Source organism: Micrococcoides hystricis (assembly GCF_042434215.1).
GTDB classification, from domain to species: domain Bacteria; phylum Actinomycetota; class Actinomycetes; order Actinomycetales; family Micrococcaceae; genus Micrococcoides; species Micrococcoides hystricis.
This window is the reverse complement of the sequence record NZ_JBHLUB010000027.1, coordinates 1-22,319: the sequence shown is the minus strand read 5'-3', so window position 1 is coordinate 22,319 and position 22,319 is coordinate 1. Positions and strand designations below refer to the sequence as shown.

The window sequence follows — 22,319 nt, the reverse complement described above, 5'->3', positions numbered from 1 at the left end:
TCGCTAGTGGCTGACGGTCTGCACCGGCAGGGTGGAGACGGCCGGGAAGTCACGTTCGGAGGACGGTACCCCGGCGCTGACGAGCGCTGCGCCCAGCAGCGCGACCATCGCCCCGTTGTCCGTGCACAAGTTGAACTCCGGGGTGAGCACAGTGATGTTGGCCGCGGCACAGCGTTCGGCCAGCAGGGCGCGCAGCCGGGAGTTGGCGGCGACCCCACCGGCCAGAATCAGGTTTTCTAGCCCATTTTCGGTGCAGGCTTTGACGGCTTTGTCCGTCAGCACATCGACCACGGCTTCTTGGAAGGACGCGCACAGGTCTTCGATGGGCGGCTCTTCCCCGCGGGATTCGAAGCCTTCCACGGCCCGTGCCACGGCGGTTTTCAGCCCGGAGAAGGAGAAGTTGTACCGGTCCGGTCCGGGTTCTTCTGCGGTGCCCATGAATTTGCGGGCGGTCATGCCCCGGGGGAACTTGAAAGCGGTGGGGTTGCCCTGTTGGGCAGCCTTGTCAATGACGGGTCCGCCCGGGTAGCCCAGCCCCAGAATGCGGGCGACCTTGTCATAGGCCTCCCCGGCCGCGTCGTCGCGGGTGGCGCCTAAGAGTTCAAGGTCCCGGGTGAGCGCCCCGACTTTGAGGATCTCGGTGTGCCCGCCGGAGACCAGGAGGGCGCCGGTGCGTTCGGGCAGCTGCACTCCTTCTGCTGTGGCCGCCGCGACGTGGGCGACGAGGTGGTTGATCCCGTAGAGCGGTTTGCCGGTGGCATGGGCCAGCGCTTTGGCGCCGGCGACCCCGACCATGAGGGCGCCGATGAGGCCTGGGCCGGCGGTGACGGCGATGGCGTCGATATCGGCGAAGTCGACGTCGGCCTCGGCCAATGCCTGCTGCAGCACGGGGATGAATTGCTCCAAGTGGGCGCGGGCGGCGATTTCCGGGATGACCCCGCCGTAGGCTGCGTGTCGGTGCATGGAGGTGGCGACCGCGTTGGCTAGGACGGTGGTGCCGCGCGCGATGCCGATGCCGGTCTCATCGCAGGAGGATTCGATGCCCAGGATCAGCGGTGCGTACTGTTCGTTGGTGCTGTTAGTTGGGCTGGTTTCTTTGCGCATGATCACTCCGTCGATGCCGCCGGGATAGTAGTTTGGCCGGGTGTGGATGGGCCGGTATCCCAGCGAGGTGTAGAGATTCAGGGCTGCGGTGTTGTTGGCGGCGACCTCGAGCATGAACGCTTCGGGTTGCCAGCGTTCGGTGGCGGCTTCTTCCAGCAGACCCATCAGGTGCCGGGCCAGGCCGCTGCCGCGGTACTGCGGGTGCACCCCGATGGTTTGGATGTCCGCGATGGGTGCGAACAGAGCAATGCCGGCGGTGGCGATGAGGGTGCCGCTGGGGTCCGCCACGGCCAGATAGTGGGCGTAGTCGCTGGTGGCTTCTGCCGCGAACATCTCTGCTGGCCACGGGTGCCCGGGGAACAGTTGTGCATCGAGCGCGGCGGCTTCCGCCGCGTCCTCGGCGGTGAACGCCCGGATGGTGAGGGGCCCGGCCGGGCTGGGGTAGGTCTGCGGCAGCTCAGACATTCCGTGCCCAGCGTTGGTTGGTGGGGATCTTGGCGTCTGATTCGCGCAGGTAGAGCGGGATCTGCGGCAGCAGTTGTTCCGGGTGGTGCGCCAGCAGGTGGGCTGCTCGCATGCCGAGGTGGCTGGCGGGACCGTGTTCCTGTTCGGTTGCCGCGACGCCGGCATGAGGTGCCGGTTCTGCCACGTTCGGGAAGGCTTCCGGGTACAGGGTGGTACCGGGGCCGAAGGCCGGGAGTTGACGCAGTTCTGCGGGGATGTCTTGGGCGGGGCCAACGAAGGGTCCGGCAACCAGTTCCGGCTGGAAGCTGGCCGCTAGATTGTTCTCCGCTCGAGGCAGCCGATAGTGGGCCCAGTAGACTTCGCGTCGGCGGGCGTCGGCGGCGACAAGGAATTCAGTCTCTGCAGCGTGGTGTAGGGCGGCCGCGGCGGGGAGAGCTAACGCGTCGAGGCTCATGACACCGTGCAGCGGCAGGGACCAGCCGAAGGCGTACGCGGAGGCGGCGACCATGCCGACCCGCAGCCCGGTGAACGGGCCCGGTCCGACGCCGGAAACAATACCGGTCAGCCCGCTGGGTTCGAGGTGTGCCGCGGCGAGAACCTCGGCGACGGTAACGCTGAGCTGTTCCGCGTGATCGGTGCTGGACTCGGTGGTTTGCTCGGCCAGCACCGTTGCGGGTCCGGTACCGTCATCGGGGGCCGCAATCAGGGCCACCGAGGTGGTGGCGGCGGTGTCAATGACCAGCAGTTTCATGGTTGTGGTTCTTCTCCCCCGGTGGCTGCGGCTGCGACGAGCTGGGCCAGCTCTTGGATGGCGGTGAGGGTTTGGAAGCGGGGCCCGTGCGGGCGGATGATCAGCTGCCGGGGTTCGTCGACGTCTTCGTCGCTGAAGTCGGTGGTGTCCGCGGCCCCGCCGACCTCGCGGATGAGCTCGATCTGCAGCCAAGAGGTGAACAGTTCCTCGGCCTTGTCTTGGCCCCATTCCACGACGGTGATGGCGTCTGGGACCGTGCGGTCCAGGTCGATGTCGTAGAGTTCCTGGGCGTCAGTCAGCCGGTAGGCGTCGACATGGACCAGTTGCGGGCCGGTGGGGTTTTCGTGGTGGCGGGCGAGCACGAAAGTCGGTGAGGTGATGGCCGCTTCGATCCCCAGTCCGGTGGCCAGCCCCTGGGTGAAGGTGGTTTTGCCGGCACCGAGTTCACCGCTGAGGATGATCCCGTCTCCGGGGCGCAGGTAGCCTGCGAGGGCGGCGGCGAAAGCGCTGGTGTGCTCAGCGGTGTGCAGGGTGAGGCGGAATTCTGCGTTGCGGTAGCGCCGCGGGGTGCGCGGGGAGATCCGGGTGACGATCTCATAGTTGATGGTGCCGGCCGCGTCAGCCCACGCGGTGGCAGACGGTGCCGGTGGTGGTCCGAAGAGGATGGCCTCGTCACCGACGTTGACGGTGGCTTGGGCTTGTGGGTGTTGGGACAGGTCGAGGACGAATTGGTCCATGGCGACGGTGCCGACACAGTTGTAGGTGGTTCCGTGGATGCTGACCGGGCCGGCGACTGCCGGGCGAGGGATGCCGTCGGCGTAACCCATCGGGATGAGGGCGAGCCGGGAGCCGTCGTGGGTGTGGTAGCGCCAGCCGTAGGAAACCCCGGTGCCGACGGGGACGTCTTTGACGTTGGCGACCCGGGTGCGCAGGGTCATGGCCGGGATGAGCCCCAAGTCCTCCGGGGTTTTGTCCGCGAACGGGCTGAGCCCGTAGGTCCCCAATCCGACCCGGACCAGATCATATTTGGCTTCCGGCCAGGCGATGGCGGCCGCCGTGTTGGCGATGTGCCGGTAGGTTGGGTTCAGCCCGGCTTCACGCACGTAACCTAGGGCTTCTTCGAAGGTGGCCAGCTGGTCGGGGGTGCAGTGGTGGGCGAGTTCCTCGGACATGGCCAGGTGGGAGAAGATGCCCACCACCTTGATGTGGCCGGCTGCTTCCGCGGCGGCGGCCTCGGCCAGTAAGGCGGGCCAGTCCGGCAGCGGGCAGCCGTTGCGGCCCAGCCCGGTGTCGACCTTCAGGTGGACTTGGGCCGGATGCCCGATTGCGGCGGCGGCACTGATGACCCGGGACAGTTCCCACCCGGAGACACCGATTTGGATGTCTGCGGCGAGGGCCTCGGCGAACGCGGCGTCGGGCGTGTGCAACCATGCCACCAGCTCCCCGGTCAGCCCGGCCTCACGGAGGGCGAGGGCCTCTTCCAGGTGGGCGGTGCCGATGATGTGCGCGCCGGCGGCTTGGGCCGCGAGCGCCACCGGCAGGGCGCCGTGCCCGTACGCGTCCGCTTTGACAACCACCATGGTTTTGGCGGGCGCGACGTGGGCCGCGAGGGTGGCCACGTTGTGGCGGATGGCCGCCAAGTCGATGTCGGCGCTGCGGGCCGGCTGGGACTGGGCGGACTGCGGGATGGCAGCCCCGGTGCTGCTGGCCCGGGGCCGGGAGTTGGCGGCTGTCATGTGTGGTGCTATTCCTCGGTTACTTCTTCAGCTGCGTTCTGCTCGGTGTCCTCCCACACGGAGGCGAGCACGACGGTGGAGCGTGCGGGGACGTTCAGCACGTCCCCCTGGGTGTACCGGTCTCCGCGGTGATGCTGGGCGTCGGTGAGGTGCGCGTCCTCGACAGTGCACAGTTCCAGCTCCCACGTGGTGGGGAACGGGTCTGCCGGCAGCGTGTACGGCACCGGCTCGTAGTGGGCGTTGAACAGGATGTAGAAGTCCTGGTCGGGTTCTTCCTTGTGCCGTTGCGCGGTGGCCGGCTGGTCCGAACCGTTGAGGTAGAACGCGATGGATTTGGCGTTGGGATTGGCCCAGTCCTCGGCGGCCTTGGGTTCGCCACTGGGTTCGAGCCAGTAGATGTCCGGCAGCGCCTCGTTTTGCTCATCCCACCCGGCGGGGCCTTTGAAGAAGTTGCGGCGGCGGAACACCGGGTGTTCTTGGCGCAAGGTGATGAGTTTGGTGGTGAAGGCGATCATGTCTTCATCCACGTTGGCCCAGTCGATCCAAGACAGTTCGTTGTCTTGGCAGTACACGTTGTTGTTGCCGTCTTGGCTGCGGCCCAGTTCGTCGCCGTGGGAGATCATCGGCACGCCTTGGGAGAGCAAGAGCGTGGTGAGCAGGTTCTTGCGTTGCTGGGTACGCAGCTTCAGCACCTCCGGGTCATCGGTGGGGCCTTCGACCCCGCAGTTCCAGGACCGGTTGTGCTTCTCGCCGTCGTTTCCGTCCTCGCCGTTGGCCAGGTTGTGCGGCTCGTTGTAGGAGACGAGGTCGGTCAGGGTGAAGCCGTCGTGGGCGGTGATGAAGTTGATGGAGGCTTGCGGTGTGCGGTCGTCCCCTTGGAATAGGTCCGCCGAGCCGGTGATGCGGGTGGCGAATTCCGCCAGGGCGCCGGATTCACCGCGCCAGAAGTCCCGTACCGAGTCCCGGTACATGCCGTTCCATTCGCTCCACAGGCCCGGGAAGTTACCGACTTGGTAGCCGCCCCAGCCCACGTCCCACGGTTCGGCGATGAGTTTGACTTGGCGCAGGATGGGGTCTTGGCGGACGACGTGGAAGAAGTTGGAGTACATGTCCGGGCCGAGTTCGCCCTCTTCGCGCACCAGCGTGGTGGCAAGGTCGAAGCGGAAGCCATCCACGTGCATCTCTTGGACCCAGTAGCGCAGCGAGTCCATGACCAGCTGCATGACCATCGGGTTGGACAGGTCCAGGGAGTTACCGGTGCCGGTGTAGTCCATGTAGTGGGCTTCATCGCCTTCGACCAGGTGGTAGTACCCGGTGTTGTCGATGCCCCGGAAGGACAGGGTGGGACCTAGGTGGTTGCCCTCGGCGGTGTGGTTGTAGACGACGTCGAGGATGACTTCCAGCCCGGCGGCGTGGATGTCTTTGACCATCTGTTTGAACTCGCGGACCTGGGCGCCGTAGTCCTGCTGGCCGTTGCGCACGGCGGCGGAGTAGTCGTTGTGTGGGGCGAAGTAGCCGATGGTGTTGTAGCCCCAGTAGTTCGATAGCCCCTTGTCTTGCAGGTGGGAGTCGTTGGTGAACTGGTGGACGGGCAGCAGCTCGATGGCGGTGACGCCGAGTTTCTTGAAGTGTTCCAGGGCGGCCGGGTGGGCTAGGCCGGCGTAGGTGCCGCGCAGTTCTTCGGGCACGTCCGGGTGCAGTGCGGTGTGACCTTTGACGTGGGTCTCGTAGATGACGGTGTCATGGTACGGGATCTGTGGGGCGGCGTCCTCGCCCCAGTCGAAGTCGTCGTCAATGACCACCGAGAGCATGGTGGCGCCCAGGGAGTCGGTGGTGTCCATGGTTTCCGGTTCCCCGAAAACGTAACCGAACTGTTCCTGCCCCCAGCTGGTTTGGCCCGTGATGGCTTTGGCGTACGGGTCCAGCAGGATCTTGTGCGGGTTGAAGCGCAGGCCGGCGTCCGGGTCCCAGGGACCTTGGATGCGCCAACCGAAACGTTGTCCGTGGCCCACCCCGGAGAGGTGAATGTGCCAGGTGGTTCCGGAGTTTTCAGTCAGTGGGATCTGTTCCTCGCGGCCGTCCTCGTCGATGAGACACAGGATGACCTGTTCAGCGTCCCGGGCGGTGATGGCAAAGTTTGTGCCTTCTTCATCGCAGGTTGCGCCCAGTGGGTACGCACGGCCGGTACTGACCTTCATGTAGTTCTCCTTCGTGTGCCTTCCGACTCCATCCTAAAGGAGTTCGGCGACCACGGTGCGCACGCCGGCTGCCAGCTGGCTGGCGCCGAACGGTCCTCCGGCTGCGACGGCGTAGCTGGCGGCCCCGTGCAGCCAGACCCCGGCCGCGGCCTGAGCTGCCAGTGGTGGCGCGGCGTCGGCCTCGGCCCAGCCGGTGAGGACGGCGGCGATGATCCCGGCGAGGGTGTCTCCGGAACCGGCGGTGGCTAGGAAGGGGTGCCCACCCGGGTAGATGAACCGTTGACCGGGTCCGGCATCGGGACCGCAGATGATGGTGTGCGGGCCTTTGAGCACGATGACATCTCCGGTCAGTTCCGCCAGCTTCTGGGCAGCGGCCAACGGGTCGGCCTCCACGTTGGCGCGGTCGACGCGCTGGTTTTGTGTCGCGTCGTCAGAGCCTGCGCCGAGCCGGTTCAGCAGGGCTGCGGCCTCGCCGGCGTGCGGGGTGAGGACCCTGGGCTGGGTGGTGGCCGGTTCGATGAGTTTCAACCCGTCGGCGTCGATGACCGCCGGCAGTTGTTGCTGTTGGGTGAGGGTCAGCACCTGTTTGGCTTGCTCTACCCGGTGGTCGCTGTCGCTCAAGCCGGAGCCGACCAGCCACGCTTGGACCCGTTCTGTGGGGTCGGTGGCCGGCACGACTTCTGGGTGGGCGCCGAGCACCAGGGTGGTGAGCGGTTCTGCGTGTTCGGTCTGGGTGAGGAAGCGGATCATGCCGACGCCGGTGGCAAGGGCTCCGGCGCAGACCAAGGAGGCGGCGCCGGGGTACTTGGTTGAGCCGGCCAGCACCCCGAGGACCCCGCGGGTGTATTTGTGGGCGTGGGGTGCGGCCGGTGGCAGCAGTTCCGGGATGTCTGTAGGGCTGAGCAGCTGCAGTTCGGGGGCCGGCAGGTGGGGTCCGAGGCCGATGTCGACCAGTTTGATGTTGCCCGAATGCGCGGCCCCGGCGCCATTGAACAGGCCCACTTTGAGCCCGCCGAAGGTCACGGTGAGGTCCGCGGTGATGGCTTGGCCGGACACCTGGCCGGTGTCCGCGCTCACACCGGAGGGGATGTCGCAGGCCACGACGAGCGCACCTTCGGGCACCGGGTGGCCTTCCCATGCGCCGCGAGCGCCGGTGCCCAGCACCGCGTCGATGACCACCTCGGCCCGGGCATAGTCGGCGGTTTCGGGGCCGCTGAGGAACCGTCCGCCGGCGGCTCGGAAGGCTGCTGCGCCTTCGGGGTGGACGCGCTCGGCGGTACAGATCGCGGTGATGTGGGCGCCGCGTCGGGCTAGGAAGCTTAGGGCCCAGAGCCCGTCTCCCCCGTTGTTGCCGGCGCCGATGAGCCCGGTGATGCGAGCCCCGGGGACGGCTAGTTGGTGCTCGTGGAGCAGTTCGATGACACCTTGGGCTAGGCCCCAGGCGGCCTGGTGCATCAGTTGGGGGCCGGCCCCGGCGGCCAGCAGCGGCTGTTCGGCTTCACGGATTTGGGTTCCGGTGTAAACCTGATGCATTGGTTAGTCGACCAACCGTAGTTGGGGTCCGGCCCCTTCGTCGTCGTTGAGCCGTTCGGCGATGACGATGGCGGTGGCGACGTCGCCGTCGTGACTGAGGGACAGGTGCCAGCGGTTGATGCCGAGGTCTTCGGCCACTTGCGCCACGGTGTCGGTGATCTTCACGTGCGGGGCGCCGGCGGCGTCCATTTCGATCCAGCAGTGTTGCCAGTTCATGCCCGCCGGGGCGCCGAGTGCTTTGGCGACGGCCTCTTTGGCGGCGAAGCGGGCGGCGAGGGAGCGTTCGTTGAGTTCACGCTCGGCCGGGACGAACAGGCGTTCTCGCAGGGCCGGGGCTTTGCGGAGTTGGTGTTTGAACCGGGTTACCAGGACGACGTCGATGCCGATGCCTACGATCACGGTCTGGGCCTTCTTTACTTCTAGACTGTCCTACAGGTCAGCAGGAGGGCTTTTCTCCACTTTAGCGCGGGGGCTAGGCGCGCAGCCGGGCAACAACCTCGTAAACTAGTCAAGGAGTCTGAGAATCCGCTCGGCTCGATGACGAACGTGAGTGATTTTTCTTCGGTGCGCAACGATAAAACCAGCAACTCCCACGAGAGCTATTCGCCCTTTGTGGAGTTAGACCGGCCAACGTGGGCGCGGCTAGCGGCAGAGATCAAACAGCCCTTGAATCAGCAGGATATTGAGCGGCTGCGCGGTTTGGGCGACAAGCTGTCGTTAGCTGAGGTGGCCGAGGTGTATTTGCCGATCTCCCGGTTGCTGAACATTTACGTGCAGAACTCCAAGAATTTACGTCAAGAACAGACGGAGTTTTTGAAGTCCCGGTCTTCCCGGACCCCCTTCGTGATTGGTGTGGGTGGCTCCGTGGCGGTGGGTAAATCGACCACGGCCCGCGTGTTGCAGGAAATGTTACGGCGCTGGCCGAACACTCCGCGGGTGGAGCTGGTGACCACAGACGGGTTCTTGTTCCCGAACCGGGAGCTGCGCCGTCGCGGGCTAATGGAACGCAAGGGGTTCCCGGAGTCCTATGACCGGCGCTCGCTGCTGCGTTTTGTCTCCGCCGTGAAGTCCGGGGCCAACGAGGTGGAGGCGCCCGTGTACTCGCACCTGAGTTACGACATCGTGCCCGGGGAGCGGATTGTGGTGCACCGGCCGGACGTGCTGATCGTGGAGGGGCTGAACGTGTTGCAGCCGGCCCAACCCCGCACGGACGGGACCACCGGGTTGGCGGTCTCCGACTTCTTCGATTTCACGGTGTACGTCGATGCCAAGTCGGCCGACATTAAGCGCTGGTACATTGAGCGGTTCATGAAGTTGCGCGAGGGTGCTTTCACGGACCCGGATTCGTATTTTCACCGGTATTCCAAGCTCGATGACGAGGCTGCGGTGGCCACCGCCAACGCGATTTGGGAGCGGACGAACGGCCCGAACTTGCGCGAAAACGTCATCACCACCCGCGGCCGGTCCAAGCTGGTGTTGGTCAAGGATCAGAACCACTCGGTCTCCCGGGTCCTGCTCCGCAAAATCTAGCCGTCCTCTTCCCCCAGGCTTCCCAAGGCGGATTCGCTCGGTCATTTGATGGTTGCAGCGATATGATTTGGCTATGAGAGCACCGGATTCTGTCTCCCGTCGTCCCCTGCCCCGCAGCAAAGGGCTCCTCGTGACTGCCGTGGCGGCCGCCTTGGTGCTCAGCGGTTGCGCCGGCGACGGGGAATCAACGTCGGATGCTGGTGCCACCGACACCTCCGCTGCACCGTCATCGTCATCGTCTCCATCGTCAGCATCTTCATCGGCACCGACCACCCCGGAGGTAACATCCTCCCCGGAGGATTCCGAGACCAAGCAGGCTAGCTCGGCAACGCCGAGCCCCTCGGCCAGCACGTCAGCACCGAAGCAATCGCAAAAAACTTCCGCGGCCCCGAAGACGCCTGCAACTCGGCCGGCCCATGATCTGGAAGTCTTAGTCAATAAGCGGGTGCCGCTGCAGCCGGCGGATTACGCGCCGGCCGATCTGGTGGCGATCGGTAACGGCCAACAACTGCGCTCCGCCGCCGCTGGCGCGTACCAGCAACTAGTCAGTGCCGCGAGCGCGGCGGGGTACCAACTGAGCCCCAGCTCGGCGTACCGTTCCTACGCCACCCAAGTTGAAACGCATAACCATTGGAAGAACCAGTATGGGGCGGAATATGCCGAGAAGATTTCCGCCCGTCCCGGTCACTCGGAACACCAAACCGGGTTGGCTGTTGATGTGATGCCCGCTTCCGGGCAGTGCCGATTGGAACAGTGCTTCGGCCAGCTTCCAGAAGGCAAGTGGGTGGCGGCCAACGCACACCGCTACGGCTTTATCATCCGCTACCCGCAGGGCCAGGATTCGGTGACCGGCTACTCCTATGAGCCATGGCATCTGCGTTACGTCGGGGTGGAGACCGCCACCGCGATCAAGAATTCGGGCAAGACCATGGAGGCCTACTACGGCTTCCCGGCAGCCCCGAACTATCGGTAGCCCCTGCACGCCGGTTGCTGGGCTGCCAGATTGGTATGGGCAATTATGCACCGGAAGATCATTGCGCCGTTGCTGGCCATCGGGTTGACCTTTGGCTTTCTGGTCGGATCCACGCCGGCCGATGCGCAGGCCTCCACCACCAAGCCGTCCTCGGTGACGGTCATCGTCAACAAGAAGAATCCCCTCCGGCCTAAAACCTACCGGCCCAGCCGCCTAGTTTCGGTGGGCAACTCGCAGGCCCTGCGTCCGGCGGCGGCGAGCGCGTATAAGAAGATGGCCGCGGCGGCCCGCACCAAGGGCCACCGGTTGTACCCGATTTCCGGGTACCGTTCCTACGCCACCCAAAAATCCACGTACGCCTACTGGGTGAGTAAGTACGGGGTCTCCTACGCCAACCGCATCTCGGCCAAGCCCGGCTACTCGGAGCACCAGCTGGGGCTGGCCATCGACATCGGGGATTCCCGGTACGGCTGTGCCCTGCACCGGTGTTTTGGTTCGTTGTCTTCGGGAAAGTGGTTGGCGGCCAACGCGCACCGCTACGGTTTCATTCTGCGCTACCCGGCCGGGAAGGAATGGAACACCGGTTACAGTTACGAGCCGTGGCATTTCCGCTACGTCGGGGTGAAGACCGCGACCAAGATCAAGTACTCCAAGAAAACGATGGAGCAGTATTTTGGTTACAAATCGGCGCCCACCTACTAGGATGAGCCCCAGTACCCCGTCTTGGCGTGTAACTGGTCACATTCATGTTTTTCGGTGCTTGGGCCCCGAGAAAGGATTTAGGATATAACCATGATTCAGGGTTTCAAAGAATTCATTATGAAGGGCAACGTCCTTGACCTTGCCGTCGGTATCATCATCGGTGCCGCCTTCGGCGCCGTCGTCAACTCACTGGTCGAGAACGTGCTGATGCCAGCCATCGCTCTGGCCGTGGGCGAACCAAACTTCGATAACTGGCTGGCCTTGGGCCCCGACGGTTCCGTCAAGGTTGGCATGCTGCTGACCGCCGTCGTGAACTTCCTGCTGATCGCTGCCGCCGTCTACTTCTTCATCGTCATGCCGATGAACAAGCTGATTGAGGCCCGCAATAAGAAGCTCGGCATCGAGCCGGAGGAAGAAGTAGACCCACAGATCGCCTTGCTGACCGAGATCCGTGACGCCCTGCAGCGTCCGGCCGCCGGTTCAGATGGTGACCACGTGGCTCGCTAACCTCTTTTACCTCACTCACACCACGCTTAATCTTTTAGAGACAAAAGCCGCGGCCCGAACCAGCTGATTGGTTCGGACCGCGGCTTTTGTGTTGGGCGCTCGATGCGCCGAGAGCGGTTTAGTTAGAGCCCGAGTTCGGCTTTGACCACGTCGGCGAGTTCTTGGCAGGTGGATTGGGCTGTTTCCTTATCCTGGGCTTCCACCATGACGCGTACCAGCGGTTCGGTGCCGGAGGCACGCAGTAGGACTCGTCCGCCGTCGCCGAGGCGGGCTTCGACGTCTTCGACGGCCTTTTGCAGGGTCTCGTTGGTGTTGACTTGGCTCTTGTCCACCTGTGGGACGTTGATGAGGACCTGGGGCAGGTGGGTCATGACCTGGGCTAGCTCTTTGAGGGACTTGCCGGTGGCGGCCATCCGGGCGCCGAGCTGCAGGCCGGTGAGCAGACCGTCGCCGGTGGTGGCGTAGTCGGAGAAGATCAGGTGGCCGGATTGTTCCCCGCCGAGGGAGTAGCTGCCGTAGCGCATGCCTTCCAGCACGTAGCGGTCCCCGACTGCGGTTTCGAGCAGTTCAATGCCGTGCTCTTGCATGGCCAGTTTGAGGCCTAGGTTGCTCATGACGGTCACTACGAGGGTGTTGTCTTTGAGGGTGCCGGCGTCTTTCATGGCTACCGCCATGATGGCCATGATCTGGTCCCCGTCCACGACGTTGCCTTCGGCGTCCACGGCTAGGCAGCGGTCTGCGTCCCCGTCGTGGGCGATACCGAAGTCGGCCCCGCGTGCCACGACTTCGCGTTGCAGGTTCTCCAAGTGGGTGGAGCCGTAGCCGTCGTTGATGTTCAGCCCGTCTGGGTCGGCACCGATGACATCCACTTTGGCCCCGGCGCTGTGGAACAGCCGCGGGGAGATGGCCGAGGCGGCACCGTGAGCGCAGTCCAAGACCATGTGTAGCCCGTCGAGGCGGTTCGGCAGGGACTGCAGCAGGTGCAGCAGGTAGCGGTCTTCGGCGTCGGCGAAGCGGGTGACCCGACCGACGTCGGCGCCGGTGGGGGTGGCGAAGTTGCCGGAGTTCATGACGCGTTCGATGGCGTCTTCGAGTTCGTCGTCGAGTTTCTGGCCACCGCGGGCTAGGAACTTGATGCCGTTGTCTGGGGCCGGGTTGTGTGAGGCGGAGATCATCACACCGAAGTCGGCGTCGATGTTGTCCACCAGGTAGGCGGCGGCCGGGGTTGGCATGGTGCCGGCATCGAGCACGTCCACACCGGAGGAGGACAGACCGGCCTCGACGGCTGCGGAGATGAAGTGCCCGGAGATGCGTGGGTCCCGCGCCACGACGGCGAACGGGCGCTTGCCCTCATCTACTTTGTTGTGCCCGAGGACGACGGCGGCGGCCTGGCTCAGTTGTAGAACCAGTTCTGCGGTGAGGAGCCCGTTGGCTTCTCCGCGGACACCGTCGGTACCAAAAAGTCGTTTCATTTTTTCCTACTGGTAGCAAGGGGAAGATGATCGTAACGCATGCGGGCCAGCGCAGCCGTTTAGCGGATGACTGGGAAGGAACCACCGGGTTCTTCCCCACTTTCGTAGATCTTACTAGCTGGGCCCACGATGAGTGGGTCAGCGGGAAAGACCAACTTTTCATTCTTATCCGGGTACGGCAATAAGTTCAACACGTGCCGCATCGCCTCAATGCGTGCCCGTTTCTTGTCGTTTGACTTCACGACAGTCCATGGGGCGATCTTGGTGTCCGTGTAGAAGAACATGGCCTCTTTGGCGTCCGTGTAGTCCTGCCACTTGTCGAGTGAGGCCATATCGGTTGGGGAAAGTTTCCAGCGGCGCACCGGGTCTGTCTCGCGTTGGGCGAAGCGGGAGAGCTGTTCGCGCTGGGAGACGGAGAACCAGAATTTGATCAGGTGCATCCCGGAGTTGACCAGCATTTCTTCCAGTTCCGGGGCTTGGCGCATGAACTCCAGGTATTGCTGGGTGTTGCAGTAGCCCATGACGCGTTCGACACCGGCCCGGTTGTACCAGGAGCGGTCGAACATCACGATTTCACCGCCGGAGGGCAGGTGTTGGATGTAGCGCTGGAAGTACCACTGGGTTTGTTCCTCATCCGTGGGTTTTTCTAGGGCGACGACGCGGGCGCCACGGGGGTTGAGGTGTTCGTTGAACCGTTTGATGGTCCCGCCTTTGCCGGCGGCGTCCCGGCCCTCGAAGATGATGAGCACCTTCTGGCCGGTGGCTTTGACCCACAATTGCATTTTCAGCAGTTCGATTTGCAGGTTGCGTTTGGTCCGTTCATAGCTGCGCCGTGAGAGTTTGGTGTCGTAGGGGTAGCCCTCTTTCCAGGCTTCCGGATCGACTGCCGGGTTGAAGTTTTTTTTGAGCTTGCTGCGCAGCTCCCGCAGCTCGTCGACTTCAGCGGCGTAGTCCTCGGTAACGGAAATCCGTGGCGCTTGTTCATCAACGTCTACCGGGTTGTGTTCTTTGGCCATGAAGCGGTCCCATCTGCAAAAGGTAATGCTGCGCTTATTAGTTTAGAGGGTTCATCGAAGTTTTACCCAGTCATCACCGACCGGCGGGCTTTGGTGCTGTCACGAAGCTGCCGCAGGTGGCATGGCTCACCTAGGCTGGGAACCATGATGAGAATTCTGGCGTGGTTTCTGATCGGGTTGGGCGTTGGAGCGCTGATTGCGCAGGCGTTCTTGGTGACCGGGTGGCCGTTAGTTCTGCTGGGGATAGCGGGCATCGTGGCCGGCGTCGCGCTCTTGATGCTGCCGGGGGTGCGTAAACATACGGTCCCGGTGTCCTCCACCCCGGCTGTCAATCGGGACGATGCGGATGCGCCGCGGCGTCGGGCGGTACCGTGGTGGTTGAAGCTTGTGGCTGCCGTGGTGGGTCTGGCCGTGGTGTTGATACCCAATTACAACAATGTGGCCGGCGGCGCCAGCTTGTACGTGCAGTCTCTTCAAGACCAGCACGATGACCGTCTGCTCACCGATGAACACGCCATTGAGGAGGCCTTTCAGGCGTTGCACAAGGCCGCCGACAGTGACAGGTTCTATAGCTTCCGCGTCGAGGCGGACCGCATCCAAATGGGGGTTCCCAACCAGGATGAGCAGGGCCGGGCACGGGAGCTGGAGTATCGTTTGCCGGGCACCCTCGGGGCTTCCGGGGTCAGGGACACGGGTTCAGCTTTTGTGCTGGATGAGCCGGGCAAGGTGAGGTTCGATGAGGTCTCCGCGCAGCGGATCACCCAGCTGTACCGGCAGGCCACAGATCACCTGATGGAAGCCGGGTATCCGCAGGTGGCTGAGGCCGAAAGCCCGCGGCTGGTGTTGAATTCCTTCAAGGCCAGCGATGGCCCCCAGTATGAGATGCAGTTCCGGCCGCAGCTGATGGGTGTGACGTTTGATGCGGATGGCACCATCGTGCGGACCAGCCCCGCTGCCGATGATCAGGAGAGAAGCGCCCAGAGTTTCTTCCAGGATGAAGAGGGCCTGCGGCAGGCCGTTGCAGAACTGGAGGAGCTGGTGGGCGAACAACCGGTCGCTAATCTGACGGTCAATCCGCGTCGGATCAGCGTTGCGGTCGCGATTGATGATGCGAAGAGAATGAAGATGTACGAGTGGGCGCCGCCACGCATTCATGGAAACCTAGGGGCCCATGCGAGCCAGGTGGTCAACGTGGAGGTGGCCGAACCCGATCAGATGTTTACTCTGGCTGAGGTGCCTTGGGAGAAGTTCGGCGCCCTGGCCGAGGATATGCTCACCGGTGCCGGGCTGGACCCAGATGGGGAGGAAGCCGGCCGGCTGTCCCTGATGATGCGGCACCGCACGGATCACCCCGGTCAGCGCATCGATGTCTCCACGTGGGTGTCTGAACAGGGCAGTGTCAGCGTCACCTATGATCTTGACGGCAACGTCATCTCCAACGATTAACGGGTCCGGATGAAGTTCCTCAAGCTCGGTGGGTGGCTCCTTATCGGCGTCGGGGTCGGACTGTTGGCGTTGTTGCCGTTTCAGTACGATCCGTGGCCGCTGAACGCTGTCGGTCTTCTGGCCCTCGGCGTGGGGTTACTGTTGGTCATCGCGTTTACACGGCGTGGAGACCGTGGCCTCCGGTGGTGGGTGCAGGCCTTGGCACTTGTGGCCGGGCTGGTGCTGGTTGCGGTCCCGAACTTTGCCACCGTTCGGGGTGCCATCGCCCTCGCTGTGTCCGCCGGGGTCGGTGACACGGGTCATGGGGGTCTTCGGGTGCTCGACCGCGAACCGTTATTGGCCGATCCGCAGGCGTTGCAGTCGGGGTTTGATGCGGTGAAGAAGGCTGCCGGTTCCGCTTCGGTCTTGCGCGTGGAGGTCAGCGACAACACGATGACGGTCTTGGTGCCGGCCCCAGCCGGGAAGATCCGGGTCTTCGAGTACCGCCCGCCGGGCACGCTCGGTGGTGGTGGGGCCCGGGAGGATGAGGCTTCGGCCAAGCACAGCAGCTCCGAGATCTCAGGGTTTAGCGAGGTTCAGTGGGCACGAATTCCTGAGTTTGTTGAGCGGGCGACGGCGAATGCGGTCGCCGCGGGGGCCCGGGACCCGGCACGTGCCGAAGGGCTGCACCTGAGCGTCACAGCCTCCGATCCGGGGCACGGCCCCTTCTACCGCTTCGTTTTTGAGAAATCCCCGGCTACGGCCACCTTTAACGGGGCCGGCCAGCTCATTGGCTACGCCCCCTCCCACCGGTTGGCGATCACCAAACCCACGAACCTATTGACCGAGGCTGATCAGCTGCTTCAGGCCGTGGAGCAGGTGCAAGAACAGCTCGGTGATGCTGCGGTGCACGCCATCGAGGTCACCGCCTACGGTCTTGATGTGGCGGCTACACGGACGGACAAGACCTCGGATCAACGGACCGGTTCGGGTTCGGTGCTGCGCTGGCGGGCCGCACGGGTACCACAGTGGGTGGACACGCTCTACCCCTCGTTGGCCGAACGCGTGGACCCGGGATCGAGCGATCAGCGGGTCGACGTGGCTGCCCTGCCGTGGCAGCAGCTACCGGGATTACTCACGGAAACCCTGCAAAAGCATGGTTTGACGACCGAGGGCGATTACGCTGAAGGTAGCCCGTCAGTGTTGATCGGCCAGAATGCACACACCGGCAACGTAGAAATCCGGGTTTCTGTTGTTCCCAACGGGGACAAGCTGACGGCGGTCGGGGCGGACTTTGATGAGTCTGGGACGTTCTTGCGGAAGTGGTGAGAAGAAGATGAGCAGTTCGGATAGGCAGCTAACAACGGTCGTGCGGGTCCTCAGCTGGGCGCTGATCGGTATGGGGATCGCAGCCTTGGTCGTCTTCCTGTTCTCCCCGGCAGCGCTGTGGGCGCTGGCCTTGGCCATCATCGGCATCGTGGGTGCGCCCGCGGTGCTGCTATGGCCGCGCTGGCGTGCCCGCGCCCGGCAAGTCGCCGCGCCAGGTGCTCCGGCCCGGAGTTTATGGCCGATGCAGCTGGTTGCCTTCGTCATCGGGGCCGCGGTCGTGATCGGCCCGAATATCGCGCTGTTGCAGGGGTGGCTGGCCAACGCCAACCGATCCGTGACGGGCCAGTACGAACCGCTCTTCACTGACCGGGACGCCCAGCGGCGGGCCGCCGAGCAGCTTCAGTCGGCCGGGCCGAGCACGCGGGCCTCTTCGGTGGTTCTCACCGGGACCACGATGGAGGCCGATAAGTCCCTTGATGAGGATTCCAGCGCAACCAAGCGGTACCGGTACGGGGTGCCTGGGGTCCTCGGTAATAGTGGGGTGCGCTCCATCGGTGCCGGTTCCGTCTCCTACGAATCGGATCAATTCAGCCTGGAGAACATCAACTGGGCGATCATCGACCTGATGCGCACCAAGACCATCGAATACTTCGCGGCCGCAGACTTGTTGCCGCAAGGTGCTGAAGCCAGCGAAATCCACATTTCTACCGGCCCTACGGTTCGCGGCCTGCAGTATCAGGTGGTGCTCGATAGCGAGGAGGAGCGCTCGGCCACCTTCGATGCGGCAGGGACCATGGTGTACTCCGTTCCAGCCCCGGATGATGAGAAGCAGCAGGATGCGCTGCACCTGTTGGACAACGCAGAGGACTACGAGATGGCCACCAGTCAGCTGCAACAGTCTTTGGCGGAGCGGGGGATCTCCGGGGTCAACTCGGTCTTTATCGAGGACAAGCACATCATGGTCTTCGTCTCCCCCACCGCCGACTCGGATGAGGACTCTGTGCTCACGTGGCGGTTGCCGCAGTTGTTCGGAGCCACGGGGGTGAGCGTGCGGGAGCGTAAGAGTAGCAGCGTCGGTGAGCGGCAGGCGACGGCTAGCCTGCCGCTAGAGAAACTATCGTGGGAGCTGGCCCCTGAAGTTTATGAGCGTAGTCTGCGGCAGGCCGGAGTTTCCGAAAGCCAACGTGCCGCGGTGACGGACCCTTCGGTGGTGTTCATGCACGCCGACGGCGATAACCAGAGCCTGATTCACGTCATATTCACCCACGAAGGACGCAAGTACTCCTACAAGTACGGTTTGGACGGGGCACCGGTTCAGCGCGAGGACCGGTAATAACGGAACAGCTCGACGCTTCGCCGAGGATCGCCCGGCGGCGCCGCGGCACCAGAAGTTTACCTTGCGGTCACATACGGGGCCTACGGTGTGGCTATGTTGAGACTACTTCCCTGGCTGTTCGGCGGTATCGCCGTCGGCTCAGCGGTTCTATTGGTTTTCTTTGCCGAGAGCAAGAGCTTCATCTACAGCACCACATTGACGATTTCTGCCGTGGCGGCTGTGGCTTCCGGCATCATCGTCGGATTCGGGAATATGCGGCGCAGCGCGGCCCAGCGTCGGGCCGCCATTGCGGCCGGCCGGACGGGGTTTGCCCGTATTGACGATGTCCGGCGCACGGGGGTTCTCATTAACGACAACCCCCAGGTGCGGGCCGATCTGACGGTTTCCATTCACGGGCAGGTTTATCGGACCACCATCAAGACGGTGATCGATCTCTTCCACACTGCCCAGTTCCAGGTCGGCTCGGTGCACCCGGTGGCCCAGCTCTCTGACGACCCGCGGGACATCGTGCTGCTCTCGGAGAAGGAAGTTGGCTCCTCGATGCTGCGGCAGCCACCTATGCTGCCACCGGCGGACCGGGTGCCAAGCTACGATCAGCTTCCCGGCGCCATGGTGGCGGGCCGTAACCCGGGCCGCCGTTCCGGCGGCAAGTTGGGCGCCGCCGTGTTGAAGCGGTTACTGGCAGTGACCCTAGGGGCTGCCATCATGCTGGCGCCGCACGCTGGCTTTGTCAGCTCCGCCATCGAGCTGAGCTTTAAGAGACTGCAAGGCGAGAAGATCGAGTTGCTCCTGACGGAGCAGGAAGAACTGCTTTCCGCAGTTGATCAATTGCGCCAGGCCGCCCCGTCGGATGAGCTGACAAATATAACAATTCGTGGCGACATCTTGGAGGCGAAGGTTTTGGAACGGCCCGGGGGGAATGTTGAACGGTACATCACCTATGGTCTTCCCGGTACTGTGGGCCGCTCGGATATCCATGTCAGCGACCGGGCGCAAGCCGTGATCGATCCGGAGGGTGTGTTTACGTTCGATGATGTGCCGTGGGACCGACTGGCTGAGTTTCATGCGGCGGCCCTGAAGTACACCCAGGATGCCGGGCTTGAGGGCACCGAAGAGGCCGAGCCATACATCAGCATCCTCCAGCTGCCGGTCGACGAGGACCTGTCGATGACCTCCTACTTTCCCACCGCGCACTTACTGTCGGTGGCCTATGACAGAGATGGGACAATCCTGCGGACTTCCCCTGCAGCCACCGAGATAGACCCGGCACCTAAGCTGCTGGAGAGCTTGGATGATTTGGAAGCGGCGATGGCGGATCTGACGGAGTTGATCTCCGAGCGGTACCCGAAACCGTTGGAGGTCAGTAGCGTGTCAGTGTGGCCGCAGCGAGCTACCATCACCCTGCCGTTTGACGGGGACACGAGCAAGAATCTGGCGGACTACTATCACTGGGAGCAGCCGGGAGTACGCGGCGGTTCGGGTGCGCGAACCCATGACGCACCGGTGGTGACCACCCACGAGCCAACGTTTGAGCTCAATGACATCCACTGGGTGATCGTCCAAGAGGTGACGGCCGATGCTCTGAAGCGGGCCGACGCGAATGGGAGCGAGAGTAGTGAGTCTTCGCCGGAGTCCCTGTATGTTCGGATCAGGATCCCGTTGGGGGAAGATACGCCGCAGGTTCAGGTGAGTGTGAAGGTGAATCAGCATTACCGCTCGTTCATCTACGATTTGTCCGGCACCTTTATCAAGGGCAGCTAACCGCTCACCAGGCCTCGGCAGGGTGCGGTTAAACGACTGCAGGAACCAGATCGTTCTGGTTCCTGCAGATCGTGATGGTGTTCTCGGCACCATCGACCGAAAGCGGTTTAGCGCTTGGAGTATTGTGGGGCCTTGCGTGCCTTCTTCAGACCGGCCTTCTTGCGCTCGATGACGCGGGCGTCACGGGTCAGGAAGCCTGCCTTCTTCAGGGTTGGGCGGTTGTTGTCGCGGTCGATTTCGTTCAACGCGCGAGCAATGCCCAAACGCAGGGCACCGGCCTGGCCGGAAGCGCCGCCACCGTTGATGATGGCGACAACGTCGTAGGAACCCTCGAGGGAGAGGACCTTGAACGGATCGTTGACTTCCTGCTGGTGCAGCTTGTTCGGGAAGTACTCATCCAGAGTGCGGCCGTTGATCTTCCACTCGCCACTGCCTGGGATCAGGCGGACGCGAGCGATGGCGCGCTTGCGGCGGCCAACAGCGGCACCTGGCACGGTCAGTGCCGGGCGAGCGGCAGCTGCTTCTTCGGAATCTGGGGCTGCGGCTGACTCGGAGGTGTAGCTGGTGAGGTTTTCCTCACCGAATTCGTTGAGCTCTTCAGTGTTCTGAGCCACGGTTCTCCTTAGAAAATTCTTCTGTGTCTAGTGGTCAGGACTACTGGGAGACCTGGGTGATCTCAAAGGTCTTTGGCTGCTGGGCAGCGTGTGGGTGCTCGGCACCGGTGTAGACCTTGAGCTTGGACAGTTGCTGAGCAGCCAGCGAGTTCTTCGGGAGCATACCCTTCACGGCCTTCTCGACGGCGCGAACTGGGTTGGCTTCCAGCAACTCTGCGTAGCTGGTCGAACGGATACCGCCTGGGTAGCCGGAGTGGCGCCAAGCGCGCTTCTGCTCCAGCTTGGAGCCGGTCAGGGCAACCTTGTCAGCGTTGATGATGATGACGAAATCGCCCATGTCTTGGTGTGGGGCAAAGGTCGGCTTGTGCTTCCCGCGCAGCAGTGTTGCGGTCTGGCTGGCAAGACGACCCAGCACGACGTCGGTGGCGTCAATGACGTGCCACTGACGATCGGCATCGCCGGGCTTAGGAGTGTACGTACGCACGTTTACTGCCTTCGTGTAGTTCTACAAGTTACATTCACAGCAACGGTTGTACAGCGGTGAGATCTGCACAGGGTAGTTCTGTGGTGTGGTGGGCGCTGGTCGGCCTGACAGGTGAGGGCTGTCAGAAAGCCGAGTTCGTAGTGGACCCTATGCGCACATCCAGACTCATGTGTCATGCAACTAGACGAGTTTGGTGACGCGGTTCAGAAACACCTAATAGGGCGGAACACGCACACAAGCAAATAGTTTATCCGTCAGCGAGCCCGAAGGTCAATTTGAGGCCGGTGTGACTTTGCACGAAATACCGGCGACAGAACGGATGGTGCGCCACCTAGTCTAGCCGTTACCTAGTTTAGCTGTCACGGCGGGCCCGGGTCTGCTCGGCGCGGGCCGCCCACTGCTCGCACGAAGGATAGCTGACTTTTTCCAAGACGAGCCCATGGGCGGGGGCAAGTTTGGTCTCGCTGGTGCGCTCGGCGGCGGCGAGCCGCTCGCCCAGCCATGCCGGCGGACGCTGGCCAGCACCCACCTGGACGCAGGCGGCAATCAAGGCTCGGACCATGTTGTGGCAGAACGCGTCGGCGATGATGCGCGCTTTGATGGCCCCGTCCGGTAGCCGGCTGAAGCTGAGTTCTTCCAGTGTACGAATGGTGGTGGAATGCGGGCGGGGACGGCAAAAGCTGAGGAAATCGTGTAAGCCCAACAGGTCTTGGGCTCCGATGTTCATGTGTTCGACGTTGAGTTCTTCGCGGTGCTGCCAGCGGATGTGTCGGTAGAGCGGGTTCCACCGGGCCAGCCCGTCGGCGATTTGATAGCTGTATTCTCGGCGGACCGCTGAGAAACGCGCATCGAAAACCCGTGGCACCTCTTGGATCTGGTGCACGATGATTCCCGGATGGTCTTTGGCCAGGACCCCGTTGAGGCGGCGCAGCATCGCCGGGGCTGGGGCCAGCGGGGCGTTCCGCGGCACAGTGGCCCAGATGTCGGCGGGGATGTCAGCGTGCACGACTTGTTGGTTGGCGTGAACACCGGCGTCGGTGCGCCCGGCGACCACGGTGGCTATTGGTTGGCGGATGATCATGGCCAAGGCGTCTTCGAGCGCAGCTTGGACTGTTGGCAGTCCGGGCTGTTTGGCCCAGCCGTGGTAGGGACCGCCGTCGTAGGCGAATTCAACGCGGATTCGTTGCCTCTCTTCTGCCACTTCCACTCCCTACCGTTGTTGAGTCTTTAGCTAGTTTAGGACTTGTCGCCCCTGGGCCTCATCAGCAGATATTGACTCCGTAGTGCCTCATGTCAATTTGATCGCGTAACTCGGGTTGTGCCTCATATAGATTGATCGCGTAGCTCTCGTTCAAGCGGTGTGGATCTTCACGCCACCGGTTT

At 63.4% G+C, this 22,319-nt stretch carries 19 protein-coding genes and 1 pseudogene; 8 read left to right on the top strand and 12 right to left on the bottom strand.

Annotated features, from left to right (window positions below; all coding sequences use genetic code 11):
- Positions 1-3: 3 nt before the first annotated feature.
- The 7 genes and pseudogenes from tsaD to ACFFFR_RS05865 form a co-directional block, all read right to left on the bottom strand.
- Entirely contained in the window at positions 4-1,104 is a 1,101-nt protein-coding gene (gene tsaD / locus ACFFFR_RS05895; protein WP_377458802.1) for a tRNA (adenosine(37)-N6)-threonylcarbamoyltransferase complex transferase subunit TsaD, read from the bottom strand.
- Positions 1,105-1,569 (bottom strand): annotated as a pseudogene (locus ACFFFR_RS05890) (GNAT family N-acetyltransferase); the annotation flags it as partial. It abuts the gene before it with no gap.
- On the bottom strand, positions 1,562-2,320 hold the full coding sequence (tsaB, locus tag ACFFFR_RS05885) for a tRNA (adenosine(37)-N6)-threonylcarbamoyltransferase complex dimerization subunit type 1 TsaB (protein WP_377458676.1): 759 nt from the start codon (positions 2,318-2,320) through the stop codon (positions 1,562-1,564). The pseudogene ACFFFR_RS05890 and the gene tsaB, both read right to left, overlap by 8 nt.
- Positions 2,317-4,056 carry an alanine racemase gene (gene alr, locus ACFFFR_RS05880; protein WP_377458675.1) on the bottom strand — a complete coding sequence of 580 codons (1,740 nt, stop codon included), beginning with the start codon at positions 4,054-4,056 and terminating at the stop codon, positions 2,317-2,319. The genes tsaB and alr overlap by 4 nt, the downstream gene beginning before the upstream one ends.
- Positions 4,057-4,064: 8 nt before the next feature.
- Entirely contained in the window at positions 4,065-6,254 is a 2,190-nt protein-coding gene (gene glgX, locus ACFFFR_RS05875) for a glycogen debranching protein GlgX (protein WP_377458673.1), read from the bottom strand.
- A 33-nt stretch (positions 6,255-6,287) separates the two neighbouring features.
- The gene (locus ACFFFR_RS05870) at positions 6,288-7,787 is read right to left on the bottom strand and encodes an NAD(P)H-hydrate epimerase (protein WP_377458671.1); all 1,500 of its coding nucleotides are present in this window, start codon (positions 7,785-7,787) and stop codon (positions 6,288-6,290) included.
- Between the two features lie 3 nt (positions 7,788-7,790).
- Entirely contained in the window at positions 7,791-8,186 is a 396-nt protein-coding gene (locus ACFFFR_RS05865; protein ID WP_377458669.1) for a holo-ACP synthase, read from the bottom strand.
- A 138-nt stretch (positions 8,187-8,324) separates the two neighbouring features.
- Between ACFFFR_RS05865 and coaA the strand changes: the two genes are divergently transcribed.
- The 4 genes from coaA (at position 8,325) to mscL (ending at position 11,499) form a co-directional block, all read left to right on the top strand.
- Positions 8,325-9,317: a type I pantothenate kinase gene (gene coaA, locus ACFFFR_RS05860; RefSeq protein ID WP_377458667.1), complete on the top strand. Its 993-nt coding sequence runs from the start codon at positions 8,325-8,327 to the stop codon at positions 9,315-9,317.
- Between the two features lie 73 nt (positions 9,318-9,390).
- A complete protein-coding gene (locus ACFFFR_RS05855) occupies positions 9,391-10,290 on the top strand; it encodes a M15 family metallopeptidase (RefSeq protein WP_377458665.1) in 900 nt (299 codons plus the stop codon).
- Positions 10,291-10,335: 45 nt separating this feature from the next.
- Entirely contained in the window at positions 10,336-10,992 is a 657-nt protein-coding gene (locus tag ACFFFR_RS05850) for a M15 family metallopeptidase (protein ID WP_377458663.1), read from the top strand.
- Positions 10,993-11,082: 90 nt separating this feature from the next.
- A complete protein-coding gene (gene mscL, locus ACFFFR_RS05845; RefSeq protein ID WP_377458661.1) occupies positions 11,083-11,499 on the top strand; it encodes a large conductance mechanosensitive channel protein MscL in 417 nt (138 codons plus the stop codon).
- A gap of 122 nt (positions 11,500-11,621) precedes the next feature.
- Here the strand turns inward: mscL and glmM are convergent, their stop codons facing one another.
- Positions 11,622-12,971: a phosphoglucosamine mutase gene (gene glmM / locus ACFFFR_RS05840; protein WP_377458660.1), complete on the bottom strand. Its 1,350-nt coding sequence runs from the start codon at positions 12,969-12,971 to the stop codon at positions 11,622-11,624.
- 59 nt (positions 12,972-13,030) lie between these two features.
- Positions 13,031-13,987: a polyphosphate kinase 2 gene (gene ppk2, locus ACFFFR_RS05835; protein ID WP_377458658.1), complete on the bottom strand. Its 957-nt coding sequence runs from the start codon at positions 13,985-13,987 to the stop codon at positions 13,031-13,033.
- A gap of 144 nt (positions 13,988-14,131) precedes the next feature.
- Here ppk2 and ACFFFR_RS05830 point away from each other — a divergent pair, with 144 nt between their 5' ends.
- The 4 genes from ACFFFR_RS05830 (at position 14,132) to ACFFFR_RS05815 (ending at position 19,838) form a co-directional block, all read left to right on the top strand.
- A complete protein-coding gene (locus tag ACFFFR_RS05830) occupies positions 14,132-15,433 on the top strand; it encodes a hypothetical protein (RefSeq protein WP_377458656.1) in 1,302 nt (433 codons plus the stop codon).
- A gap of 9 nt (positions 15,434-15,442) precedes the next feature.
- Complete coding sequence (locus tag ACFFFR_RS05825) at positions 15,443-16,741, top strand: hypothetical protein (protein WP_377458654.1); 1,299 nt, start codon at positions 15,443-15,445, stop codon at positions 16,739-16,741.
- A 7-nt stretch (positions 16,742-16,748) separates the two neighbouring features.
- On the top strand, positions 16,749-18,074 hold the full coding sequence (locus ACFFFR_RS05820; RefSeq protein ID WP_377458652.1) for a hypothetical protein: 1,326 nt from the start codon (positions 16,749-16,751) through the stop codon (positions 18,072-18,074).
- Between the two features lie 96 nt (positions 18,075-18,170).
- The gene (locus ACFFFR_RS05815; RefSeq protein ID WP_377458650.1) at positions 18,171-19,838 is read left to right on the top strand and encodes a hypothetical protein; all 1,668 of its coding nucleotides are present in this window, start codon (positions 18,171-18,173) and stop codon (positions 19,836-19,838) included.
- Between the two features lie 107 nt (positions 19,839-19,945).
- Here the strand turns inward: ACFFFR_RS05815 and rpsI are convergent, their stop codons facing one another.
- The 3 genes from rpsI to truA form a co-directional block, all read right to left on the bottom strand.
- Positions 19,946-20,452 carry a 30S ribosomal protein S9 gene (gene rpsI, locus ACFFFR_RS05810; protein WP_377458648.1) on the bottom strand — a complete coding sequence of 169 codons (507 nt, stop codon included), beginning with the start codon at positions 20,450-20,452 and terminating at the stop codon, positions 19,946-19,948.
- A 40-nt stretch (positions 20,453-20,492) separates the two neighbouring features.
- Positions 20,493-20,936 (bottom strand): 50S ribosomal protein L13, encoded by a 444-nt coding sequence (rplM, locus tag ACFFFR_RS05805; RefSeq protein WP_377458646.1) that lies wholly within the window; start codon positions 20,934-20,936, stop codon positions 20,493-20,495.
- A 352-nt stretch (positions 20,937-21,288) separates the two neighbouring features.
- Positions 21,289-22,137 (bottom strand): tRNA pseudouridine(38-40) synthase TruA, encoded by an 849-nt coding sequence (gene truA, locus ACFFFR_RS05800; protein WP_377458644.1) that lies wholly within the window; start codon positions 22,135-22,137, stop codon positions 21,289-21,291.
- Positions 22,138-22,319: the final 182 nt, after the last annotated feature.

Excerpts from the sequence above, each read along its gene's own strand:
- tsaD (WP_377458802.1), bottom strand. The coding sequence starts at position 1,104 with ATGCGCAAAGAAACCAGCCCAACTAACAGCACCAACGAACAGTACGCA.
- tsaB (WP_377458676.1), bottom strand. The coding sequence starts at position 2,320 with ATGAAACTGCTGGTCATTGACACCGCCGCCACCACCTCGGTGGCCCTG.
- alr (WP_377458675.1), bottom strand. The coding sequence starts at position 4,056 with ATGACAGCCGCCAACTCCCGGCCCCGGGCCAGCAGCACCGGGGCTGCC.
- glgX (WP_377458673.1), bottom strand. The coding sequence starts at position 6,254 with ATGAAGGTCAGTACCGGCCGTGCGTACCCACTGGGCGCAACCTGCGAT.
- ACFFFR_RS05870 (WP_377458671.1), bottom strand. The coding sequence starts at position 7,787 with ATGCATCAGGTTTACACCGGAACCCAAATCCGTGAAGCCGAACAGCCG.
- coaA (WP_377458667.1), top strand. The coding sequence starts at position 8,325 with ATGACGAACGTGAGTGATTTTTCTTCGGTGCGCAACGATAAAACCAGC.
- ACFFFR_RS05855 (WP_377458665.1), top strand. The coding sequence starts at position 9,391 with ATGAGAGCACCGGATTCTGTCTCCCGTCGTCCCCTGCCCCGCAGCAAA.
- ACFFFR_RS05850 (WP_377458663.1), top strand. The coding sequence starts at position 10,336 with ATGCACCGGAAGATCATTGCGCCGTTGCTGGCCATCGGGTTGACCTTT.
- mscL (WP_377458661.1), top strand. The coding sequence starts at position 11,083 with ATGATTCAGGGTTTCAAAGAATTCATTATGAAGGGCAACGTCCTTGAC.
- glmM (WP_377458660.1), bottom strand. The coding sequence starts at position 12,971 with ATGAAACGACTTTTTGGTACCGACGGTGTCCGCGGAGAAGCCAACGGG.
- ppk2 (WP_377458658.1), bottom strand. The coding sequence starts at position 13,987 with ATGGCCAAAGAACACAACCCGGTAGACGTTGATGAACAAGCGCCACGG.
- ACFFFR_RS05830 (WP_377458656.1), top strand. The coding sequence starts at position 14,132 with ATGATGAGAATTCTGGCGTGGTTTCTGATCGGGTTGGGCGTTGGAGCG.
- ACFFFR_RS05825 (WP_377458654.1), top strand. The coding sequence starts at position 15,443 with ATGAAGTTCCTCAAGCTCGGTGGGTGGCTCCTTATCGGCGTCGGGGTC.
- ACFFFR_RS05820 (WP_377458652.1), top strand. The coding sequence starts at position 16,749 with ATGAGCAGTTCGGATAGGCAGCTAACAACGGTCGTGCGGGTCCTCAGC.
- ACFFFR_RS05815 (WP_377458650.1), top strand. The coding sequence starts at position 18,171 with ATGTTGAGACTACTTCCCTGGCTGTTCGGCGGTATCGCCGTCGGCTCA.